This is a genomic window from Rhodococcus sp. 008, from assembly GCF_001682295.1.
Lineage (GTDB): Bacteria > Actinomycetota > Actinomycetes > Mycobacteriales > Mycobacteriaceae > Rhodococcus_F > Rhodococcus_F qingshengii.
On sequence record NZ_CP012749.1, the window covers coordinates 5,566,876 to 5,584,854 of the forward strand.

Here is a 17,979-nt window from a genome sequence, read left to right on the forward strand (position 1 = left end):
GTGTGGCTCGGGGATTGAAGAGAAACATCGCACCGCCTCGATATCGAGTGGAAACCATGTGGCGATCCTGCGAGAGCGCAGCCGAATGTCATCGACCTCGACGAAGGGTCGCTTCGAAGTCCGAACCTCCCCGAAGGTCCGAACTCAGGATCAAAATTTGTCGTCGTCAGGCGTCAGGAGCACCGCAGTGTTGCAGTGCTCGACGCAAGGCTAGAAACCGGTTGCCCACACCTGCTCTACCGGAAACGTTCGGCTTCGCGGGCAAGCTCGGTCAACCGTTCACACAACTGTGTGAGCTCTGAACTCTCTGCGCCCTCGGCAACTGCTGTCGCCACATCTTCGGCAGCGCATCGGACCTCGAACATCCGATCCACGAGTTCGACCGCTTCGACTGCGGTCAAGATGACGGCGTCAGCCGGGATCGACGTGCCCTTGACGGCATTGCGCTGCTCGTACGCACGCTGTCGACAAGACTGGCTGCAGTACCGGCGTCGACGACCGACACCGGTCACCGCGACCTCTCGACCACACCACACACACGGGTTTCCCGAACGCGCAGACTGCGGTGATCCGACGCGTGTGCTCTCAGCCATGAATCGACACTGTACTCGAGATTCGGACGCCTTCGATGAACGCGCACGGTACCCGGTAAGATGGAGAGGTTGCGTCTTCTCGCCACACGGGAACCAATCGGGTGCTCGTGGCGTTGTAGATGAGTGTGAGCGTCTACTCCCCAAGTCAGGGCGCCCACCAGCGGTGACGAACGAAGAGAGGACACCACCATGGCAGATCGCGTACTTCGAGGTAGCCGACTCGGAGCTGTGAGCTACGAGACCGACCGTGACCATGACCTCGCGCCCCGTCGTATGGCCAAGTACAAGTGCGAGAACGGCGAGATCTTCGACATCCCGTTCGCGGACGAAGCCGAGATCCCCGGCACCTGGTTGTGCCGAAACGGCCTCGAAGGCACCCTCATGGAGGGGACTGCTCCCGAAGCCAAGAAGGTCAAGCCTCCCCGCACCCACTGGGACATGCTGCTCGAGCGTCGCTCGGTCGAGGAACTCGAAGAGCTCCTCAAAGAGCGTCTCGATTTGCTGAAGGCCAAGCGTCGCGGCGCATGAACTAGCACTTCGATCAAGACCGTCCGGTTCTACACCGGGCGGTCTTTCTCGTTCTTCGGGGAGTGATCGTTCACAAGTCGACGTCATACTTCGGCCCTTCTTCGACGTGGCAACTTCAGGATGCTTCGCGGTCCTCAAAGACACTTCAGGGCAACGTCATTCAGCATCCAGGCGCACTCGCGGGCCGACAGTGCGCAAATCCTGGACTTGCGCTGAAGAACCATCGGCACTGCTTCGTGCACCAGTGTGAGCTGTATCCCCCACCCCGCGACACACCAAACTTCGGTACACCAAACTTCGATACGGAGTGAACTGGTAGCCCAGTCACTCGGCCGGGTTGCTTGCCAAGTGACGATGGCAAGCAACCCGGCCGACTGGGGTGTGGGTGAATGATTTGCGGTGCTGAACGGTTCTTCCGCTACTTCCCGGTCACCGAGTGATGCTCTGTGCCGCGGTTCCTTGGCGGAGGCGGGTGATTTCGTTGCGTGATTCGACGACCTGGGGGCTGTCGTCGCCCTTGCTGACAGCTAGGTCGCTGCACAGATCCAGCGCGGCACGAACGATATGTCGTCGTTGGCGACGTTCGGTGCGAGTGGGTGCGGCTTTCGCGTAAGTGCGTTGTTGTCGCCATCCGCCGGCGGCTGTCACCTCGGCGTCGGTCAGGACGCCGGACTCGATTTCCGGGGCGAGAATGTCACGGACGAAGTGGGATTCACGTGGGTGCGCCCAGACGAACGCGATCCACAAGGCAGTGAACGCGAAGACGATGTCGCCGATCATGATGACGAACACGAGCGAACTGCTGCCGCCGGCGATCGCGAGCATGGAATCCCACACGCCGTGGATCAGGATGGGTGCCACGATCAACGCCAATCCGCGTCCGATCCGCCGGGGCTGGGCCGGGGTGCCGATCAGATAGATCACGCCGGCGCAGAAAAGGGCGGTGAACAGGGGATGAGAGACGATGTCGGAGTAGGTGCGGGTGGCGATGGAACCGAGCAGGCCGTCGGTTTGGTGGGCGCCGAAGCCCTGTGTTGCGCCGGCAATCGAGTACAGAAAGTCTTCGCTGGTCTGAAATCCCAAGCCGATGAAAGCACCGAGGAGCAGGCCGTCGGTTGCGGTGCGCACCAGGCGTGGTGCAAGCGCGAGGAGGACTACGATGCCGATGCCTTTGGCGGTTTCCTCCACGAAGGGTGCAGAGAGGCCCGCATGCCAGTCCTGAGCCCATACCTGCCCGAAAATCTTCGAGTAGAGCGAACCGACTGCTCCGTTCGCGGGTACTGCGATAGTGAATGTTGCTGCGGTGGCGCCCCAGATGAAGCCGGTGACCACTAGTCCTACGGGTTGGCGTTCGTAGCGGTCGATGTGCCGGAACCACCATGTCCAGACCGCGGCGCTGATGACGCCGACGATGCCGGCAACGAGGAGTGCGCGCCCGAAGTATCCGGCGAAGGGAGCAAACATCTGCCAGCCTTTGACGAGGCCGAATCCGCACATCCACAGGTATATCCAGAACACGACGTTGCGTGGCTGGAAGAAGTGAAATTTCTCGCCCCAGGCCGTCGTATCGAATGCGCGGGAGCGGGTTTCGAGGAGATCGGTGCTCACTTGGTGTCTCCCTCGTGTGTGCCGATAGAGGCGATCATGTCGGTGATTTCTCGACTGCGGGCGGCGATCTGATCGGGTGGGCCGACTACCTGTACCCGAATTCCCTTGCCGTCGACGACGAATGTGGTCACCGATCCGGCGGACCGCGGAGTGTCAAAGCTGACCTGGACGCCGCTCAGACCCCCGGCGGTGCTGATCGGCTGGCGCGCACCGGAGACCGCAAGCACGGAACTGCCGTTCGTCGCAAGACTCACGGCATCTGTTTGGGAGAGGAGCTCGTCGGCAGTTCCACTGAATGTGTCGGCGTCGACGCTCACGGTGACGGTGCCATCGGTCAACGTCACACGTGGGAGCGAATCGGACGCGCCATGTTGGTCGGTTCGGAAACCACTGTCGACATTCCAGCCCGCAGGTACGGCGAAGGAGACCGTTTCGGTCACGGCCATCCGGTCTCCGGCGCCGGTTGGATCTTCGGAGGAGACAGCGGAATCGATGGCGGGCACGATCACGGTCCAGAGCATCCACACCGCCAAGATCGCGAGGGCGTGTGGGAAGACTCGTGTGTCGAATCCGAGGAAGCGGTGATCCGCTGGTGGACGTCTTCCGTGTAGGGGCTCGTGCTTGTGTGCAGTACTCGAAATAACGCTCAATTTCCCTCGTTTCCATTGCACGGCAGGTGCACTGACTATCGCAGAAACGGACAAATTCCGTGCATCAGCCGGCACCTGCCGGTCATCGAGACGATCGTGCACCAAGTTCCCGTAGGCGCGAGATCACCGAGAGCTCCTAGTCGACTGTGAATCTTCGCATCGCCAGATGTCCGAACACGCCGACCAGAATCAACGTGACGCCTGCGGTCACGGAAACGGAGTCGGTCACCAACCCCGCGATGCCGGTCACGGCTACGAACACCGGCAAAAAGTCGAACAGCCTGAAAATCGACTGCGGTGGTTCGGTTTCGAGGCCCTGAGCCTGAGCGGCCTTGTTCGGCGCATACTCGGGGTACCACTCGGTGAAGGAGATCGCGAAGAAGGTTCCGAGCAACTGCAGAATCCATCCGGTCCAGAAGTTGTCACCGTCGTGCAGCAGTGCGTCTCCGAACAGGCCCACCACGGCCGACCAGGTGAAGGCGAGAGCCCACACCGCCGTAATGACGTAGTTGATGCGCAGAAACAGTGGCGTCGTCCAATACTCTTCAGGCGTCGACTCTTTCGCGTACTGCAAAGTGAAAGGATTGCGGAGCAGGATCGATCCGAAGGCAAAGACCACCAGCGCGATGTTGGTCAGTTCGCCTCCCCAGAGTTCGAACCACCGAATCGTGTTCGCCGACGCGAGGAGGCCGATGGCCGCCAGAACGCCGAAGAACACGACGTCGAAGACCTCCAACAGCTTCACGGTGCCGCCGCGCCGGTGACTGGCCGCCAAGATCAGCAGCGACAACCCGAGGGCTGCGGCCGCGGATTCCTCGAACCTTCCCGGCCCGGAGAGCAAAGACAGCAAGATCCACGGTGACAGGCCGGCGAGCGGTGACTGCAGAACCGCGTCGACGACACTGGTTTTGTGAACTGCATCCCGGGGCTCGGACTTGTCTGGCTCGGTTTTCTCAGGCTCGGTCACAAGAAGCCGCCTTACGCAGGAACGGGTGGCACAGCGAGTACCCGCGTAGGCGCTCCTCGGAACATCGGCAGCCCTAATATCCGATGCTCGGCTCAGATTGCCGCAGTCTCCTCGGGTGAGTGCTCAGCCTGATCTCGGCGCCGGGCCAGCACTGCCATGGCAATCGCGCCGACCGCGATGATGCTGAGCACGATCTCCGGCACCGGACCTACTCGGCTGGCAAGGGTGGAACTGGTCGAGAGCGGCACCTTCGCCACCAGGGCCGCCGGCACGAACAGGTCGGTTTGCGAAGTCACCGCACCGTCGGGAGCGATGATGGCGCTGACACCACTGGTTGCGGCGACAACGACGGCGCGGCCGTGCTCGACTGCCCGCACACGCGACATTGCCAGCTGCTGATAGGTCATCTCGGTGTCCCCGAAAGTGGCGTTGTTGGTCGGTACCGCCAGCAACTGTGCACCGTTGCGCACCGATTCCTGGAACGCCCGGTCGAACGCCACCTCGTAACAAGTCGCGACACCGATGGGTACTCCCGCTGCATGGACAACGCCGTTGCCCTCGCCGGGAACGAAATTGCCCGCGCGATCGGCGTACGAGGAGAAGTTCCGGAAGAAGCTTCGGTAGGGCAGGTATTCGCCGAACGGCTGAATGATCTTCTTGTCGTGCTGTTCCTGAGGACCGTTGGCGCCGTCCCACACGATCACCGAATTGGTAGTCGTACGATCGGCATTCACGAGTACGGTGCCGACAAGAATCGGCGCTCCGATCGCTTCGGAGGCCCGGGTGATGTCGGCAGCGGCATCGGCGTTTCGCAGGGGGTCGATGTCCGAGGCGTTCTCCGGCCAGATCACGACGTCAGGCTGATCGACGCGGCCCGCGTCCACCTCGGCAGCAAGTTTCACGGTTTCGGCGACATGGTTGTCGAGGACCTGCTTGCGTTGCGAGTTGAAGTCCAAGCCCAACCTCGGAACGCTTCCCTGAATGGCGGCGACGGTGATCGTTCGATCACCGGAATCCATGGTGGACAAGAACGGCGACACCGCGAGAGCAATGATCACGGGCACGAGGGCAGCGGCAACAGCTCCGAAGAATCCTCGGTCCCATCGTTTGGCCGCGACAGCGACTGCAACTGCTGCCAAGCCGGTACCGGTCAGGGCCACCGCGAAGCTGAGCAGCGGCGCACCGCCGACACTCGCAAGAGGGAGGAGCCACCCTTCGGATTGACCGAATGCGAGCCTGCCCCAAGGAAATCCGCCGAAAGGAACGCTGGAACGAAGCCACTCGGTGAGCGTCCAGGTCGCAGCAATCCACAAGGGTGCCCATGGCAACCTCGCCACCAGAACCGCAAGCAGCCCGAACAGTCCGATGAACAACGACTCCACCGCGGCCAACGCGATCCACGGGACCGCACCTACGAACACACCGATCCACGGAAGCAACGGCACCAGAAATCCGAGACCAGCCAAGTATCCGTAACCGAAGCCGGCACGAAGGCGCAGTCCGCCGCGCCCGAAGTTCGTCAACACACACGTCAGAAGAGCGATCCCGACGGGCGCCAAGAACCACAGCGGGCGGGGTGGGAACCCTGCGAAGATCAGGAATCCACCTGCGGCCGCGTACAGCGAACGTAGCCATGCGGAACCGGTGAGCACAGCGCTCACACGGGAGCGATCACCGACAGACGCCTCTGCGCCGGCCTCACTCACTCGACGAGCCGCGCTGATAGACGACGCGTCCGCGATGCACCGACTTGATGCAGACCGGAATCGGCGCATCTTCCGCCAGCCTCGGCAGAGCGGGTACGCGCGAGCGCGGATCGGTAGACCATCGCTGAACCGAGTCGGCGGGTGCGCTCACTTCGAGTTCGCCTGCCTCCCACAACACGTAGGAGGCCGGTGCGCCCGGATTGAGGGTTCCCGCGGCGCCGTCCCGCACTCCGCCCGCGCGCCAGGCGCCGCGAGTTGCCGCGGAGAAGGCCGCACGCGGCGAGATTCCACTTCCGTCGGTGCGGTGCTGGACAGCGGCGCGCAGCATCGCCCACGGCTCGATGGGGGTGACCGGGGCGTCGGAGCTGAATGCGAGCGAGACACCCTTACCGGCAGCAGGTGCAAACGGATTCAACGCTGCTGCGCGCTCTACTCCCAGGCGCGTGGCGTACAGACCGTCGGCGCCACCCCACAGTGCGTCGAACACCGGTTGGACGCTAGCGATGACACCCAAGGCGGCAAAGGTTTCCGCGTCGGCCATAGACATCATTTCCGCGTGCTCGAGGCGGTGACCCAACGCGGCGACCTTGGGGCCACCCAGTTCGTCGGCGACCCTGCGGAACGCGGCAGCTGCCGACGAGACGGCGCCGTCACCGATGGCATGGAACCCGGCCTGGACGCCCGCGAGGGTACAGGCCCGGATGTGTGCGGCGATCGCGTCGACGTCGAGGTAGGCATTGCCCGTCGAATCAGGTTGGTCTGCATAGGGTTCGAGCAACCACGCGGTATGCGAACCGAGCGAGCCGTCGATGAAGAGATCCCCGCCGAGTCCGTCTGCTCCGGTTTTGTCGAGGAGCGCGCGAGCATCCTCTTCGCTGTCGACACGCTCACCCCAGTAGCCCCGAACCTCCACGCCGTGATCGTGGGCCAACAGTTCCTGGAAATCGGTCAATCCCGAGATGTCCGGTCCCCCGCACTCGTGAACGGCCACGATTCCGCGTGAGGCGCAGAGATCGAGCGCAGCGGTACGAGCAGACGCGCGCTGAGTTTCCGTCAGCAGATTCCGAGCGGCATTGCGCGCCAGGTGGTGTGCGTCGAACGTCAACGGGCCTTCGGCTGAGTATCCAGCGGTGTCGGCGAGGCCGGAGATCCCGTCGCGCAATGCGCTCGAGCACGCGGCCGAGTGAACGTCGATCCGCGAGAGATACACCTTGCGGCCAGGGGCGGCCGCGTCGAGATCTGCGGTCGACGGCGGGGTCTGCTCGGCCCACTCGGTGTCGTCCCAACCGTGTCCCCAGATGACTGCGTCGGGATGGGCAGTTTCGGGGTTCGCGGCTGCGAATGTTCGTACTCGCGAGAGACATTCGTCCAGAGAGTTCGCGCCCACGAGATCGAGGCCGACGAGATTGAGTCCCAGTGCGGTGATGTGGACGTGGGTGTCGACGAACCCGGGAGTGACAAACGCACCACCCAGGTCTTCGATCTCCGCGGCGGGGTGCAACGCCCGTCCGGCGCGCTCGTCGCCGACCCACACGACGGTGCCGTCGGTGATGGCGATCGAGGTCGCGTCAGGTGCAAATGAACTGTAGATCCGGCCGTTGACCAGCAGACGAGTAGTCACGAGCACCCAGTCTGCCTGTTAGTACTGCGGCCCCCGCGAACGGGTGGGTGTATCCGTGTCCAGAATCTCACCCTCGAGGACGAGTTCCTTGCCGTTGCTGGCGACGTACTCGGTGGTTTCGGGTGTCTCGACGATGATCTCGCCGTCGATCACCTCGCCGTTTCCGCGCATCCGCGCCGCGTAGCCGACGGTTCCGGCGAAGGCGTCACCACCGGCGGCAAATGCTGCTGCGCGCTTACCTGCCAGGAGCACTGCAAGCGGGCGCAGCGCCCAGCGGGTCGGCGGAATCAGAAGCAGCAGGCCCAGAACCGAAGTCACGAGTCCGGGTACGAACATCAACGCGGAGCCCGCCGCGACCAAGGCGCCGTCGGCGACCGCCAGTGACGGCGATCCCTCACCCCGCGTGGCCTTACGGAACCCGTCCATGACCCTTCGCCACTGCGAGCGCATGAGGATCAATCCGACAAGCGATCCGGCGAGAAACAGCAGCACTGTCCAGGCGACACCGATGGCGTTGCCCACGATGACCAAGGCTGCGATCTCGACGATCACGTAGAGGAGAAATACGGCGGCGATCATGACGTCCCCTTTCAGACGGTCTATTCGTTCAACGCTCGAGGGGCCGGTTTTTCTCCCGACAACGACGCAGAGGTGCAAAACAGGTGGGTGCTGTGAGTCACACTGGCCTTCTCTCACGCACGTGCGACTTGCCTGGCGTTAACTAACGCTCCGCTAACGATTCTAAACCTCAAGTTGACGTTGAGACTCTGCGCATGGTCAAGTCACTTCGGGCCGCATTTCCCGGCCTCATGAAATGAAGGAGCCCGACATGAGCCGACTCCCCGGCAAGACACTCGCCCGACGCATTCCCGCTGCCATCGCCGGCACTGCCGCAGTCGTGGCACTCACCGCCGGCAGCGCGATGATCAGCGCGGGAACCGCGGCCGCAGAACCGGTAGTACCCGAAGGAATTGCCGCACTGATCGCGCAGGCCGCAGCCATCTCCCCCGAAGCCTCTGCTGCTGTTCAGCAGTTGATCGGCACGGCAGGCGCTGATCAGATCACGACCGCTCTCGATCTCCCGGACATCGGCGTCACCAAGCCGCAGTCGTTCATGTACCCCGCACCGACGGTCGGGTGTGGCGTGGCCGGTGAACCCGTCACCGTCACCCTCAGCTCCGCACAGGCCGGTCCGAACTTCCCGTTGCCGCCGTGGGTCGAGGCCGACCATCTCCGTTTCCAGGCAATCCCGGGTTACGTCGGCATACCCAAGACCTCAGGGTTGAGTGTTGCCTGGATCAACGTCGGCACGTTCAAGGGCGGCATCGTCCCGTTGGACGAGAAGTTGCCCGTACTCGATACGCCGTTGCTCTCGAAGGTCGTCGACACCGGTGACGGCAAGGTGTTTGCCGCTCTGTTCGGCAATGTCGATTACGCAGACGGGAAGACCTGCATCGTGCTGCCAACAGTGGGCTCTTTTGATGCTTGAGCAGAGCGAAACGCTCGATCCCTGACAGGCGGCTGGCCTACGCGCCCGGAGTCACCAGTCCGGTCTCGTAGGCCAGCACCACAGCCTGCACACGATCACGCAGATCGAGTTTGGTGAGAATGCGTCCGACGTGCGACTTGATCGTCGATTCGGACAGGTACAGCTGCTGTGCGATCTCGATGTTCGACAGTCCCGTGGCCACGTGTCCGAGGACTTCGCGTTCGCGTTCGGTCAGGACGTCGAGAACCACCGGATCGCGCCGGGGCGCCGGACCGTCCACGATGAACCTCGACAGCAGACGACGTGTCACCTTCGGGGAGACAACCGCGTCACCGGCTGCCACGCTGCGGATAGCCGACACGAGGTCCTCGGGCGGGGTGTCTTTGAGAAGAAAACCACTCGCTCCGGCACGCAGGGCGCCGAGCGCGTGTTCGTCCAGGTCGAACGTCGTCATCACCAGGACCCTGGATTCGATCCCGGACGCAAGAATCTGCTCCGTCGCTTTCACCCCGTCGACAATCGGCATCCGCACATCCATCAACACGACGTCAGGCTTCAGCGCCACCGCCGCTGCGACCGCCGCGGCTCCGTCACCGGCCTCACCGATAACCGAGATGTCTTCATGTGCTTCGAGCACCATGTTCAGGCCCATCCGCATGAGTTCCTGGTCGTCGACTAGCAGCACGGTGATGGGCACGGCGTAAACCTATCGGGCCTGAGACGTCGGTGCCAATGCGATTGCGGCGAGCCGGTATCAATCGTGGATCTCGAGCGGCAGCTCTGCGTACACACGCCAACTGCCGTCGGGGCGTCGTCCGGTCTCGAGTGTCCCGTGCAGTACCGCCACCCGCTCACGCATTCCGACCAGTCCATTCCCCGAACCGTGGGAGAAGGTCGAACTCGACGTTCCGTTGTCGACGACCTCGAGCAGCACCGCGGTGTCGGTGCGGCGCACGGTGACTCGTGCCTTCGGATTTGCGCCGGCGTGACGGAGGACATTGGTCAGTGACTCTTGGACCAGGCGATGAATTCCCAGGCTGACTGAAGGACTGACGTCGTCGAGCTCGCCGGTCAGCTCGAGGCGCACGCCGAGACCAGCGGCACGCATCATCTCGACGACCTTGGCGATGCCGGCCGTTCCGTGTTGCGGCATCAAATCGCTACTGACCTCGGTGCGCAAAAGCGAGACGGTCCGGCGAAGCTCGGCAAGGGCGTCGCGTCCGGTGCTGGAGATGTTGCCGAGCGCCTTCTTGGCCAACGCGGGATTGGAATCGACCGCATACGACGCGCCGTCCGCCTGGACGATCATCACGCTGACCGCGTGGGCGACGACATCGTGGAGTTCGCGGGCGATTCGGGTTCTTTCCGTGGCCACCGCATCCTCGGCACGCCGATCCCGTTCGTATTCGGCCACTTCGAGTCTGGCGGCCACTTCCTCGTCGTAGGCGCGGCGGGCGCTCAAGAACTCGGCGGTGATCCAGGCCAGTGCATAGAGCAGGGTCGCAATGATGATCGTGAGGATCACGTCTTCGCGGATGACGAGCAACGAGAGTGTCATGTCCAGGGCAAGGAAGCACGCGAAAATCGCCCCGGTGCGTCGATCGACATACGCAACGAGTGTGTAGAGCGAGACCCCGAGCGCCAACAGGCCTGGATGTTCCGCAGCCGGATCCCCGGTCGCCCACATCATCAAGGTTGCGAAGTACGACATCGACAAAATGGACGCAGCGGACACACGCGGATATTTGCGACGCCACACGACGGGAAGGCAGATCAGAAATCCGACGACGAGCTGAGGCCACCGCTCCTCACGCGGCGAACTGACGAACGTAACTACCTCGAGCGCGAAGAACACGAGCGCCAGCGCGCTGTCCGCGATCATCGGCTTTCCTCGCAGCCACAGGCTGAACCTCCGCATGTGCTCAAGAGTGTCACAGCTGTGAAAGAGTCACCGCCGTGGATATTGCTGATTGGGGACTGCTGATGACGGCAGCGACGGCGGCGGGTTGGGTCGACGCCGTGGTCGGCGGCGGTGGATTGATTCTGTTGCCGGCGCTCTTTCTGGTCGCCCCGCAATTGACCCCACAGGCGGCACTGGCCACCAATAAATTGACGGCATTCACCGGGACGAGTGCTGCGGTGTACACGTTCTCCCGTCGAATCCCGATGGAGTGGCGGCAGATGGCGCCGGCAGCCGCGTTGGCTGCGGTGACGGCCGCGTGCGGGGCGGCGGCCGTTTCGCTGATCGACAAGAAGTACTTCATTCCGATCGTGATGGTCGTCCTCGTCGCCGTCGCCGTCTTCGTGACCATGCGTCCGACGCTGGGCACCACGATCGCGACCCATCGTCCGACGCAGCGCAAGACCGTCCTCGTCCTGCTGCTCTCCGCCGGACTCATCGGCCTCTACGACGGTCTGCTCGGACCCGGCACCGGCACCTTCCTCATCATCAGCTTCGCGACCTTCCTCGGAACCGAATTCGTTCGGAGCGCAGCGATGGCGAAGGTGATCAATCTCGGTTCCAATTTCGGCGCGCTCGCCTACTTCGCCGTCACCGGGCATGTCTGGTGGAGTTTGGGTTTGGCGATGGCGGTGTGCAACGTTCTCGGCGCGGTCATCGGTTCGCGGATGGCGCTGAGCAAGGGATCCGGATTCGTGCGGATCACGCTGTTGGTGGTCGTGATCGCCATGGTGATTCGCCTCGGATGGCAGCAGTTCGGCTGAGATCGGCGGTCGTCGGCTAGCGTCGTGTGCGTGACCGTCACCCGAGATGTCGATGCAGATTTCCTCGCCCTCCCGCTGCGAGCTGTCGCTGATGCGGCGCTGTCGGCAGCGAGAACGGCCGGCGCCCAGCACGCCGATGTTCGTGTCCACCGCGTGCTCACACAGTCGATCCGCTTGCGCGACGGCGTAGTTCAGGCGGTGTCCGACGGAGACGAGATCGGGGTCGCCGTCCGTGTGATCGTCGACGGCACGTGGGGATTCGCCTCGCACGCCGAGGTGTCCCCCGATGTCGCTGCTGCGCTGGCACGCCAAGCGGTCGAGGTTGCGAAGGCATTGCGCTCGCTCAATCGGGATCCGGTCACCCTCGCCGACGAGCCCGTCTACGCCGACGCGACGTGGGTGTCGCCGTACCTCGAAGATCCCTTCGCGACACCGACGGCCGAGAAGGTAGGCCTGCTGGTCGACTACTCCGGACGGCTTCAAGCCGCCGACGGCGTGGATCACGTAACGGCGAGTGTCCTCCAGGTCAAGGAGCAGACCTTCTACGCGGATCTGGCCGGTTCGTCGATCACCCAGCAACGGGTGCGTCTGCACCCCGAGTTCGAGGCGACCGCCGTCGACAAGTCGGCCGGCAGCTTCGAATCGATGCGCACCTTGGCGCCGCCGGTAGGCCGCGGATGGGAGTACCTCGGGGCGGAGAGCACATGGAACTGGGGCGATGAGCTCGCGCAGATCCCGGAGTGGCTGGCCGAGAAGACCAAGGCACCGACCGTCGAAGCAGGTCCGACCGACCTCGTGATCGATCCGACCAATCTGTGGCTCACGATCCACGAATCCATCGGACACGCCACCGAATACGACCGCGCGATCGGCTACGAAGCGGCCTACGCCGGTACGTCGTTCGCGACGCCGGACAAGCTGGGAACGCTGAAATACGGAACGCCACTCATGCACGTGACCGCCGACCGAAACGAAGAGCACGGCCTGGCCAGCGTCGGATTCGACGACGACGGCGTCGCCTCTCAACGGTGGGATCTGGTGGCAGAGGGAACACTGGTCGGGTATCAACTAGACCGCGTGTTCGCGCCGAGGCTGGGGCTGACGCGTTCCAACGGTTGCTCGTACGCCGACTCCGCACATCACGTTCCCATCCAGCGAATGGCCAACGTCTCGCTCTCCCCCGACCCTTCTACGGACACCTCGACCGCAGACCTGATCTCGCGAGTCGAGAACGGCATCTACGTCGTCGGTGACAAGTCCTGGTCGATCGACATGCAGCGCTACAACTTTCAGTTCACCGGTCAGCGGTTCTTCAAGATCCGTGACGGAAAGCTCGACGGTCAGGTGCGCGACGTGGCGTATCAGGCGACGACGACGGATTTCTGGGGCTCGATGGAAGCCGTTGGCGGTGAGTCGACCTGGCGCCTGCAGGGCGCGTTCAACTGCGGCAAGGCGCAACCCGGTCAGGTTGCGGCGGTCAGCCACGGCTGCCCGTCCGCTCTGTTCCGCGGAGTCAACATCCTCAATACTCGTTCGGAGGCTCAGCAGTGATCGATCCGCAGCAGGTCGTCGAGCGTGCATTGGCCGCGAGGACGGTAGACGAATCGTTGGTGATCGTGACCGATGCGAGTGAGGCGTCGCTGCGGTGGGCCAACAATTCGATGACCACCAACGGAGTTTCGCTGTCCCGGACGTGGACGGTGATCTCGATCGTGCGCGAGGGTGACATCGCGAAGGTGGGCACTGTCAGTTCCAGCAGTGTCGATCCGGAGCAGATTTCCGCGCTCGTACAGGCAAGCGAGGCAGCTGCTCGCACAGCCACTCCGGCTGACGACGCGTCCGACCTGATCACGCAGTCGGCGGCAGAGACCGACTGGGACCTGCCGGCCGCCCTGACCGACATCGGTGTCTTTGCGCCGTTGGCTGCCGACCTGTCCACGGCCTTCGACGGCGGCGACCAGTTGTTCGGCTTCGCTCACCACCAGTTGCACACCACCTGGCTCGGCACTTCGACGGGCGTGCGACGTAGAACGGCTCAGGCCACCGGCTCCGTGGAGATCAACGGCAAGCGCGGCGACGCCAGCGCCTGGGTCGGATCCGGAACTGTCGATTTCAGCGATATCTCGATACCGAAGCTCTTGTCGCAGTTGACCACTCGACTCGACTGGGCGGGTAACTCCGTCAGTCTGCCTGCCGGCCGCTACGAGACAATTCTTCCGCCGTCTGCTGTGGCGGACCTGATGATCTATCTGATGTGGACCATGGAGGGTCGCGGCGCCGAAGAAGGCCACACCGCACTGTCCACCACCGGTGGAACCCGGATCGGCGAGAAGCTCGGATTGCCACTGACACTCACCTCCGACCCCGGCGCCGAGGGCTTGCAATCCGCGCCGTTCGTGATCACGACGTCGTCGAGTGAATCCGTCTCACTGTTCGACAACGGTATGGAGATCGAACCCGTCGACTGGGTCCGAGACGGCGTCGTCAATGCGCTGGCGTACCCGCGCCACGCTGCACGAGAATTCGGTCGACCTGTCGCAGTTCCCGGCGACAATCTCATCCTGACCGGTGGTGAAGACACCTCGATCGAGGACATGATCGCAGGTACCGAGAAGGGTCTACTGCTCACAACCCTCTGGTACATCCGTGAGGTCGATCCCACGACGCTGCTGTTGACCGGACTCACCCGTGACGGGGTGTATTTGATCGAGGACGGCAAGATCGTCGGCGCCGTCAACAACTTCCGTTTCAACGAGAGTCCGCTCGATCTCCTGCGGCGGGTCACCGAGGCTGGACGCACCGAGATCACGCTTCCCCGGGAGTGGAAAGATTGGTTCACCCGCACGGCCATGCCGCCGATGCGCATTCCCGACTTCCACATGTCCTCGGTCAGCCAGGCGCAGTGATGACGAAGGTCGTGATCGCCGGCGGCACCGGCGCTCTCGGCCGCCGAATCAGCGACGATCTCGCGGACCGCGGATATGACGTCGTGGTCCTGACTCGCTCACCGAAACCCGGCAGGCACAGGCAGGTTCAGTGGGACGGCGTCACGGTGGGCGACTGGGCACGCGAACTCGACGGCGCCGCTGTGATCAACCTTGCCGGCGAGTTGGTCGATCGCCGACCCACCCCGGCAAACATCGCACTGCTCACCAACTCCCGAGTCGATCCGACCCGCGCGCTGGTCGAAGCGTCGAAACTACTGGCGCACCCTGTTCCGGTGTGGATCCAGGCGAGCACGCTCGCAATCTACGGCGACGCCGGAGAGACCCGACTCGACGAGGCTTCCCCACTCGCTGACGGACCACCTCAGATGACCGACGTCGCAAAGGACTGGGAGGCCGCGGTCGAGGGAGCAAACACGTCACGAGTAGTGATCCTGCGAACCAGCGTCGTATTGGAGAAGGGCACACCGGCGCTCGAGCGACTGCTGTTGCTCGTACGTCTCGGTCTGGGCGGACGCGTTGCGTCAGGTCGACAATGGACCAGTTGGATTCACATCGACGACTGGCTGTCGATCGTTCGTTGGGCCCTCGAACCCGATTCGGCTGCCTCGGGCGTGGTCATCGCGACTGCCCCGGATCCCGTCCGCAATTCAGAACTGATGGCCGGGCTGCGCAAGCATCTTCACCGGCCACCTGCGCCGCCGACGCCCGCTTTCATGGTCAGATTCGGCGCGTTTCTTCTTCGCAGCGACGCTGCCCTGGGCCTGACGGGTCGCCATGCCGTGTCGAAAGTGTTGGCGGACAACGGCTTCGCCTTCACCTATCCGCGGTTTGATTCAGCGTTGGACGATCTGCTCGGCAACTGACGCGCGGTCAGGCTGCAGTGATGGCAAGTCCGATCGTTCCGGTCTTGCCGCGGCGCAGGAGACTGCCTTTCATGGTGATCCAGCCGAGGATTCCGTAGCGACGTGCTATCGCGTCGCGAGCATGATCGGTGCCCGGCGCGTCGAGGATCTCGGCGACGGCGGCCACCGGTTCACCGTTCGGATTTCCCCGAGCGTCACACGCGGCGACGGTGACCGACGGGTTTCGCCTGATGCGCTTGACCTTGTAGGAATCGGTGACGGTCCACATCAGGAGCTTGTCGCCGTCCGGCGCGGCCCAGAGTGGAGTCGCCACCGGAGTTCCATCCTTGCGGAAGGTCGTGAGTAGGACGTACTTGGCCTCGGAGACGCGCTTGAAGTCGGGGTTCACTCCTCGAGGATAGGTGCGAGCGCCTCTCGCTGAACATCGACAGGTTTCCGCGACTATCTGGCGACTCATCAGTACCACCCAGGAAGTGCCACTTATGCACGTTTTATCCGGTTCTTCTTGACGTCGGACACGCCGTTTCGTCCCCGAACTCCATCTCGAGTTATTCTGAGGCAAACCGTCGAACTGGGGAGTCGAACTTACACATGCAGCGCCGTGACTTGCAGCGTCGTGACTTTTTCAAAGCCGCCGGGGCGGGGGCGGCAGTTGCAGCCGCGATACCGCTCATGTCGACGTCGACCAGCCACGCCACCCCCGCACCACTGCGGGCGCTCCCGATGGGTGCTGATCACTACCGCGCGCTCGTCCCCGAGTTGTTCGCACCATCTCCTACTCCCCCGGAGCATTCCGAAGCCATCGTCATCGGTTCCGGATTCGGCGCAAGCGCCACCGCTCTCCGGTTGGCGCAGAGCGGCACCCAGGTCACCATCCTCGAACGCGGACTCCGATGGCCGCATGATCCGCAGCGGGAGATTCACACCTCCGACATGCTGGCCGACGGCCGCGGAGTCTTCCGGCGAACATCGTTCACCAACCTCACCGGACTCCCGGTGGTGTGCGACTACTTCAGCGGCGTCCTCGATGCCACCGACTACGAACACATCTCGGTCTGGCGCGGCGCTGCAGTCGGCGGTGGTTCCATCATCTTCACCGGCGTGATGATCGCGCCCGAGCGCCGATTCTTCGACGCAGTCTTCGGCAACTCCCTCGACTACGACGAGATGGCGTCCACCTGGTACCCCAAGGTGCGCCAGATGCTGCGTCTGAGCCCGTTGCCCGAAGACATTTACCAAACCCCGAATTTCGGCCACTCGCGTCGTTGGGATCAGGACGCTCGTCGTGCCGGATTCGATCCGCAGCGGATCGACGGGATCTGGAACTGGGACGTGGTGCGCTCAGAACTCGACGGCCGAACCCGAGCCTCGGCCACTGTCGGTGACAGCAACATGGGTAACTCCAACGGCGCGAAGTTCGACCTCACACAGAACTACATTCCCGCCGCCGAAGCCACCGGACGAGCCACCGTCTGTTACGGACATCAGGTGCTCGCGATCAGTCGCGAACGTGATGGACGCTACGTCGTCGACGTCGAATCGACGGATCCGACGGGTGGCGTTCTGGCCCGGAAGACTCTTACCTGTGACCGTCTGTTCCTCGGCGCCGGCTCGATCGGCACCTCCGAACTGCTGGTACGCGCCCAGGCGACGGGCGCGCTGCCCAACCTCAACGAACACGTCGGTAAGGGCTGGGGAACGAACGGCGACGCCGGGATGGTGCGCTCGTTCGGCTTCAGTGAAGGCACTGCGCAAGCCGCACCGTCGGCATCACGCATCGTCGACGAGTCGGGAATGCCGCTCTCCCTCGAGAATTGGTATGTCCCCGGCTTGCCCGTCAACATCGGCATGCTCGGAACCTTGGGGATAACCCTCGACTCGCAGCGCGCCGACTTCGCCTACGACGGCGGCTCCGATCGGGTGGTGCTGAACTGGCCGAAGAACGGCAACGACGCCACCGTCGAGGCCCTGCGCGCCGTCCAGAACAAGATGGCCTTCGCCGGCACCACGCTGCCGTCGGCATTGCCGTTCGCGAAGGACGTCAATTCCTCGTTCACCGCGCATCCCCTCGGCGGTGCGGTTCTGGGCAAGGCCACCGACGGTTACGGGCGAGTCAAGGGCTACGACGGCCTGTACGTGATGGACGGCGCCGCTATTCCGGGCAGCACCGGCACCGTCAATCCGTCACTGACCATCACTGCTCTGGCGGAGCGGAACATCGCTCAGATCATCAAGTCCGGACGCTGAAGCACTTCAGCGCCCGGACCTGACGGTGATCGAGG

The 17,979-nt window shown here is 63.4% G+C and carries 17 protein-coding genes; 7 read left to right on the forward strand and 10 right to left on the reverse strand.

The window, feature by feature from the left end; all coding sequences use genetic code 11:
- Positions 1-236 precede the first annotated feature (236 nt).
- Positions 237-593, reverse strand: coding sequence for a hypothetical protein (locus AOT96_RS25775; protein WP_042450945.1), 357 nt, complete (start codon positions 591-593; stop codon positions 237-239).
- Positions 594-782: 189 nt separating this feature from the next.
- Here AOT96_RS25775 and AOT96_RS25780 point away from each other — a divergent pair, with 189 nt between their 5' ends.
- Positions 783-1,121: an RNA polymerase-binding protein RbpA gene (locus AOT96_RS25780; RefSeq protein ID WP_003944971.1), complete on the forward strand. Its 339-nt coding sequence runs from the start codon at positions 783-785 to the stop codon at positions 1,119-1,121.
- A gap of 429 nt (positions 1,122-1,550) precedes the next feature.
- On the opposite strand, the gene AOT96_RS25785 is transcribed toward AOT96_RS25780, so the two are convergent.
- The 6 genes from AOT96_RS25785 to AOT96_RS25810 form a co-directional block, all read right to left on the reverse strand.
- Positions 1,551-2,729 (reverse strand): PrsW family intramembrane metalloprotease, encoded by a 1,179-nt coding sequence (locus AOT96_RS25785; RefSeq protein ID WP_003944910.1) that lies wholly within the window; start codon positions 2,727-2,729, stop codon positions 1,551-1,553.
- The gene (locus AOT96_RS25790) at positions 2,726-3,379 is read right to left on the reverse strand and encodes a hypothetical protein (RefSeq protein WP_228232700.1); all 654 of its coding nucleotides are present in this window, start codon (positions 3,377-3,379) and stop codon (positions 2,726-2,728) included. Before AOT96_RS25790 ends, AOT96_RS25785 begins: the two co-directional genes overlap by 4 nt.
- Before the next feature lie 136 nt (positions 3,380-3,515).
- On the reverse strand, positions 3,516-4,346 hold the full coding sequence (locus tag AOT96_RS25795; RefSeq protein ID WP_047270554.1) for a hypothetical protein: 831 nt from the start codon (positions 4,344-4,346) through the stop codon (positions 3,516-3,518).
- Positions 4,347-4,438: 92 nt separating this feature from the next.
- A complete protein-coding gene (lnt, locus tag AOT96_RS25800; RefSeq protein ID WP_030536364.1) occupies positions 4,439-6,007 on the reverse strand; it encodes an apolipoprotein N-acyltransferase in 1,569 nt (522 codons plus the stop codon).
- A 37-nt stretch (positions 6,008-6,044) separates the two neighbouring features.
- Positions 6,045-7,679, reverse strand: a complete 1,635-nt coding sequence (locus AOT96_RS25805; RefSeq protein ID WP_065352480.1) for an amidohydrolase — start codon at positions 7,677-7,679, stop codon at positions 6,045-6,047.
- Between the two features lie 12 nt (positions 7,680-7,691).
- Positions 7,692-8,252, reverse strand: a complete 561-nt coding sequence (locus AOT96_RS25810; protein ID WP_003944915.1) for an FxsA family protein — start codon at positions 8,250-8,252, stop codon at positions 7,692-7,694.
- Positions 8,253-8,502: 250 nt separating this feature from the next.
- On the opposite strand from AOT96_RS25810, the gene AOT96_RS25815 reads away from it, so the two are divergent.
- Entirely contained in the window at positions 8,503-9,162 is a 660-nt protein-coding gene (locus tag AOT96_RS25815; RefSeq protein ID WP_007729826.1) for a hypothetical protein, read from the forward strand.
- A 37-nt stretch (positions 9,163-9,199) separates the two neighbouring features.
- Here AOT96_RS25815 and AOT96_RS25820 read toward each other — a convergent pair whose 3' ends face one another.
- The gene (locus AOT96_RS25820; RefSeq protein ID WP_003945024.1) at positions 9,200-9,859 is read right to left on the reverse strand and encodes a response regulator; all 660 of its coding nucleotides are present in this window, start codon (positions 9,857-9,859) and stop codon (positions 9,200-9,202) included.
- Positions 9,860-9,916: 57 nt separating this feature from the next.
- Complete coding sequence (locus AOT96_RS25825) at positions 9,917-11,080, reverse strand: sensor histidine kinase (protein WP_063316393.1); 1,164 nt, start codon at positions 11,078-11,080, stop codon at positions 9,917-9,919.
- A gap of 38 nt (positions 11,081-11,118) precedes the next feature.
- Here AOT96_RS25825 and AOT96_RS25830 point away from each other — a divergent pair, with 38 nt between their 5' ends.
- Genes AOT96_RS25830 through AOT96_RS25845 form a run of 4 tightly spaced genes read left to right on the forward strand, consistent with a single transcriptional unit; the run spans position 11,119 to position 15,697 of the window.
- Positions 11,119-11,886 (forward strand): TSUP family transporter, encoded by a 768-nt coding sequence (locus tag AOT96_RS25830; protein ID WP_030536361.1) that lies wholly within the window; start codon positions 11,119-11,121, stop codon positions 11,884-11,886.
- A gap of 30 nt (positions 11,887-11,916) precedes the next feature.
- Positions 11,917-13,437: a TldD/PmbA family protein gene (locus AOT96_RS25835; RefSeq protein ID WP_003944822.1), complete on the forward strand. Its 1,521-nt coding sequence runs from the start codon at positions 11,917-11,919 to the stop codon at positions 13,435-13,437.
- Positions 13,434-14,792, forward strand: a complete 1,359-nt coding sequence (locus AOT96_RS25840) for a metallopeptidase TldD-related protein (protein WP_065352481.1) — start codon at positions 13,434-13,436, stop codon at positions 14,790-14,792. Before AOT96_RS25835 ends, AOT96_RS25840 begins: the two co-directional genes overlap by 4 nt.
- On the forward strand, positions 14,792-15,697 hold the full coding sequence (locus AOT96_RS25845; protein WP_065352482.1) for a TIGR01777 family oxidoreductase: 906 nt from the start codon (positions 14,792-14,794) through the stop codon (positions 15,695-15,697). The genes AOT96_RS25840 and AOT96_RS25845 overlap by 1 nt, the downstream gene beginning before the upstream one ends.
- A 7-nt stretch (positions 15,698-15,704) precedes the next feature.
- Here the strand turns inward: AOT96_RS25845 and AOT96_RS25850 are convergent, their stop codons facing one another.
- Complete coding sequence (locus AOT96_RS25850) at positions 15,705-16,085, reverse strand: PPOX class F420-dependent oxidoreductase (RefSeq protein ID WP_065352483.1); 381 nt, start codon at positions 16,083-16,085, stop codon at positions 15,705-15,707.
- Positions 16,086-16,288: 203 nt separating this feature from the next.
- On the opposite strand from AOT96_RS25850, the gene AOT96_RS25855 reads away from it, so the two are divergent.
- Positions 16,289-17,944, forward strand: coding sequence for a GMC oxidoreductase (locus AOT96_RS25855; RefSeq protein WP_065352484.1), 1,656 nt, complete (start codon positions 16,289-16,291; stop codon positions 17,942-17,944).
- Positions 17,945-17,979 lie beyond the last annotated feature (35 nt).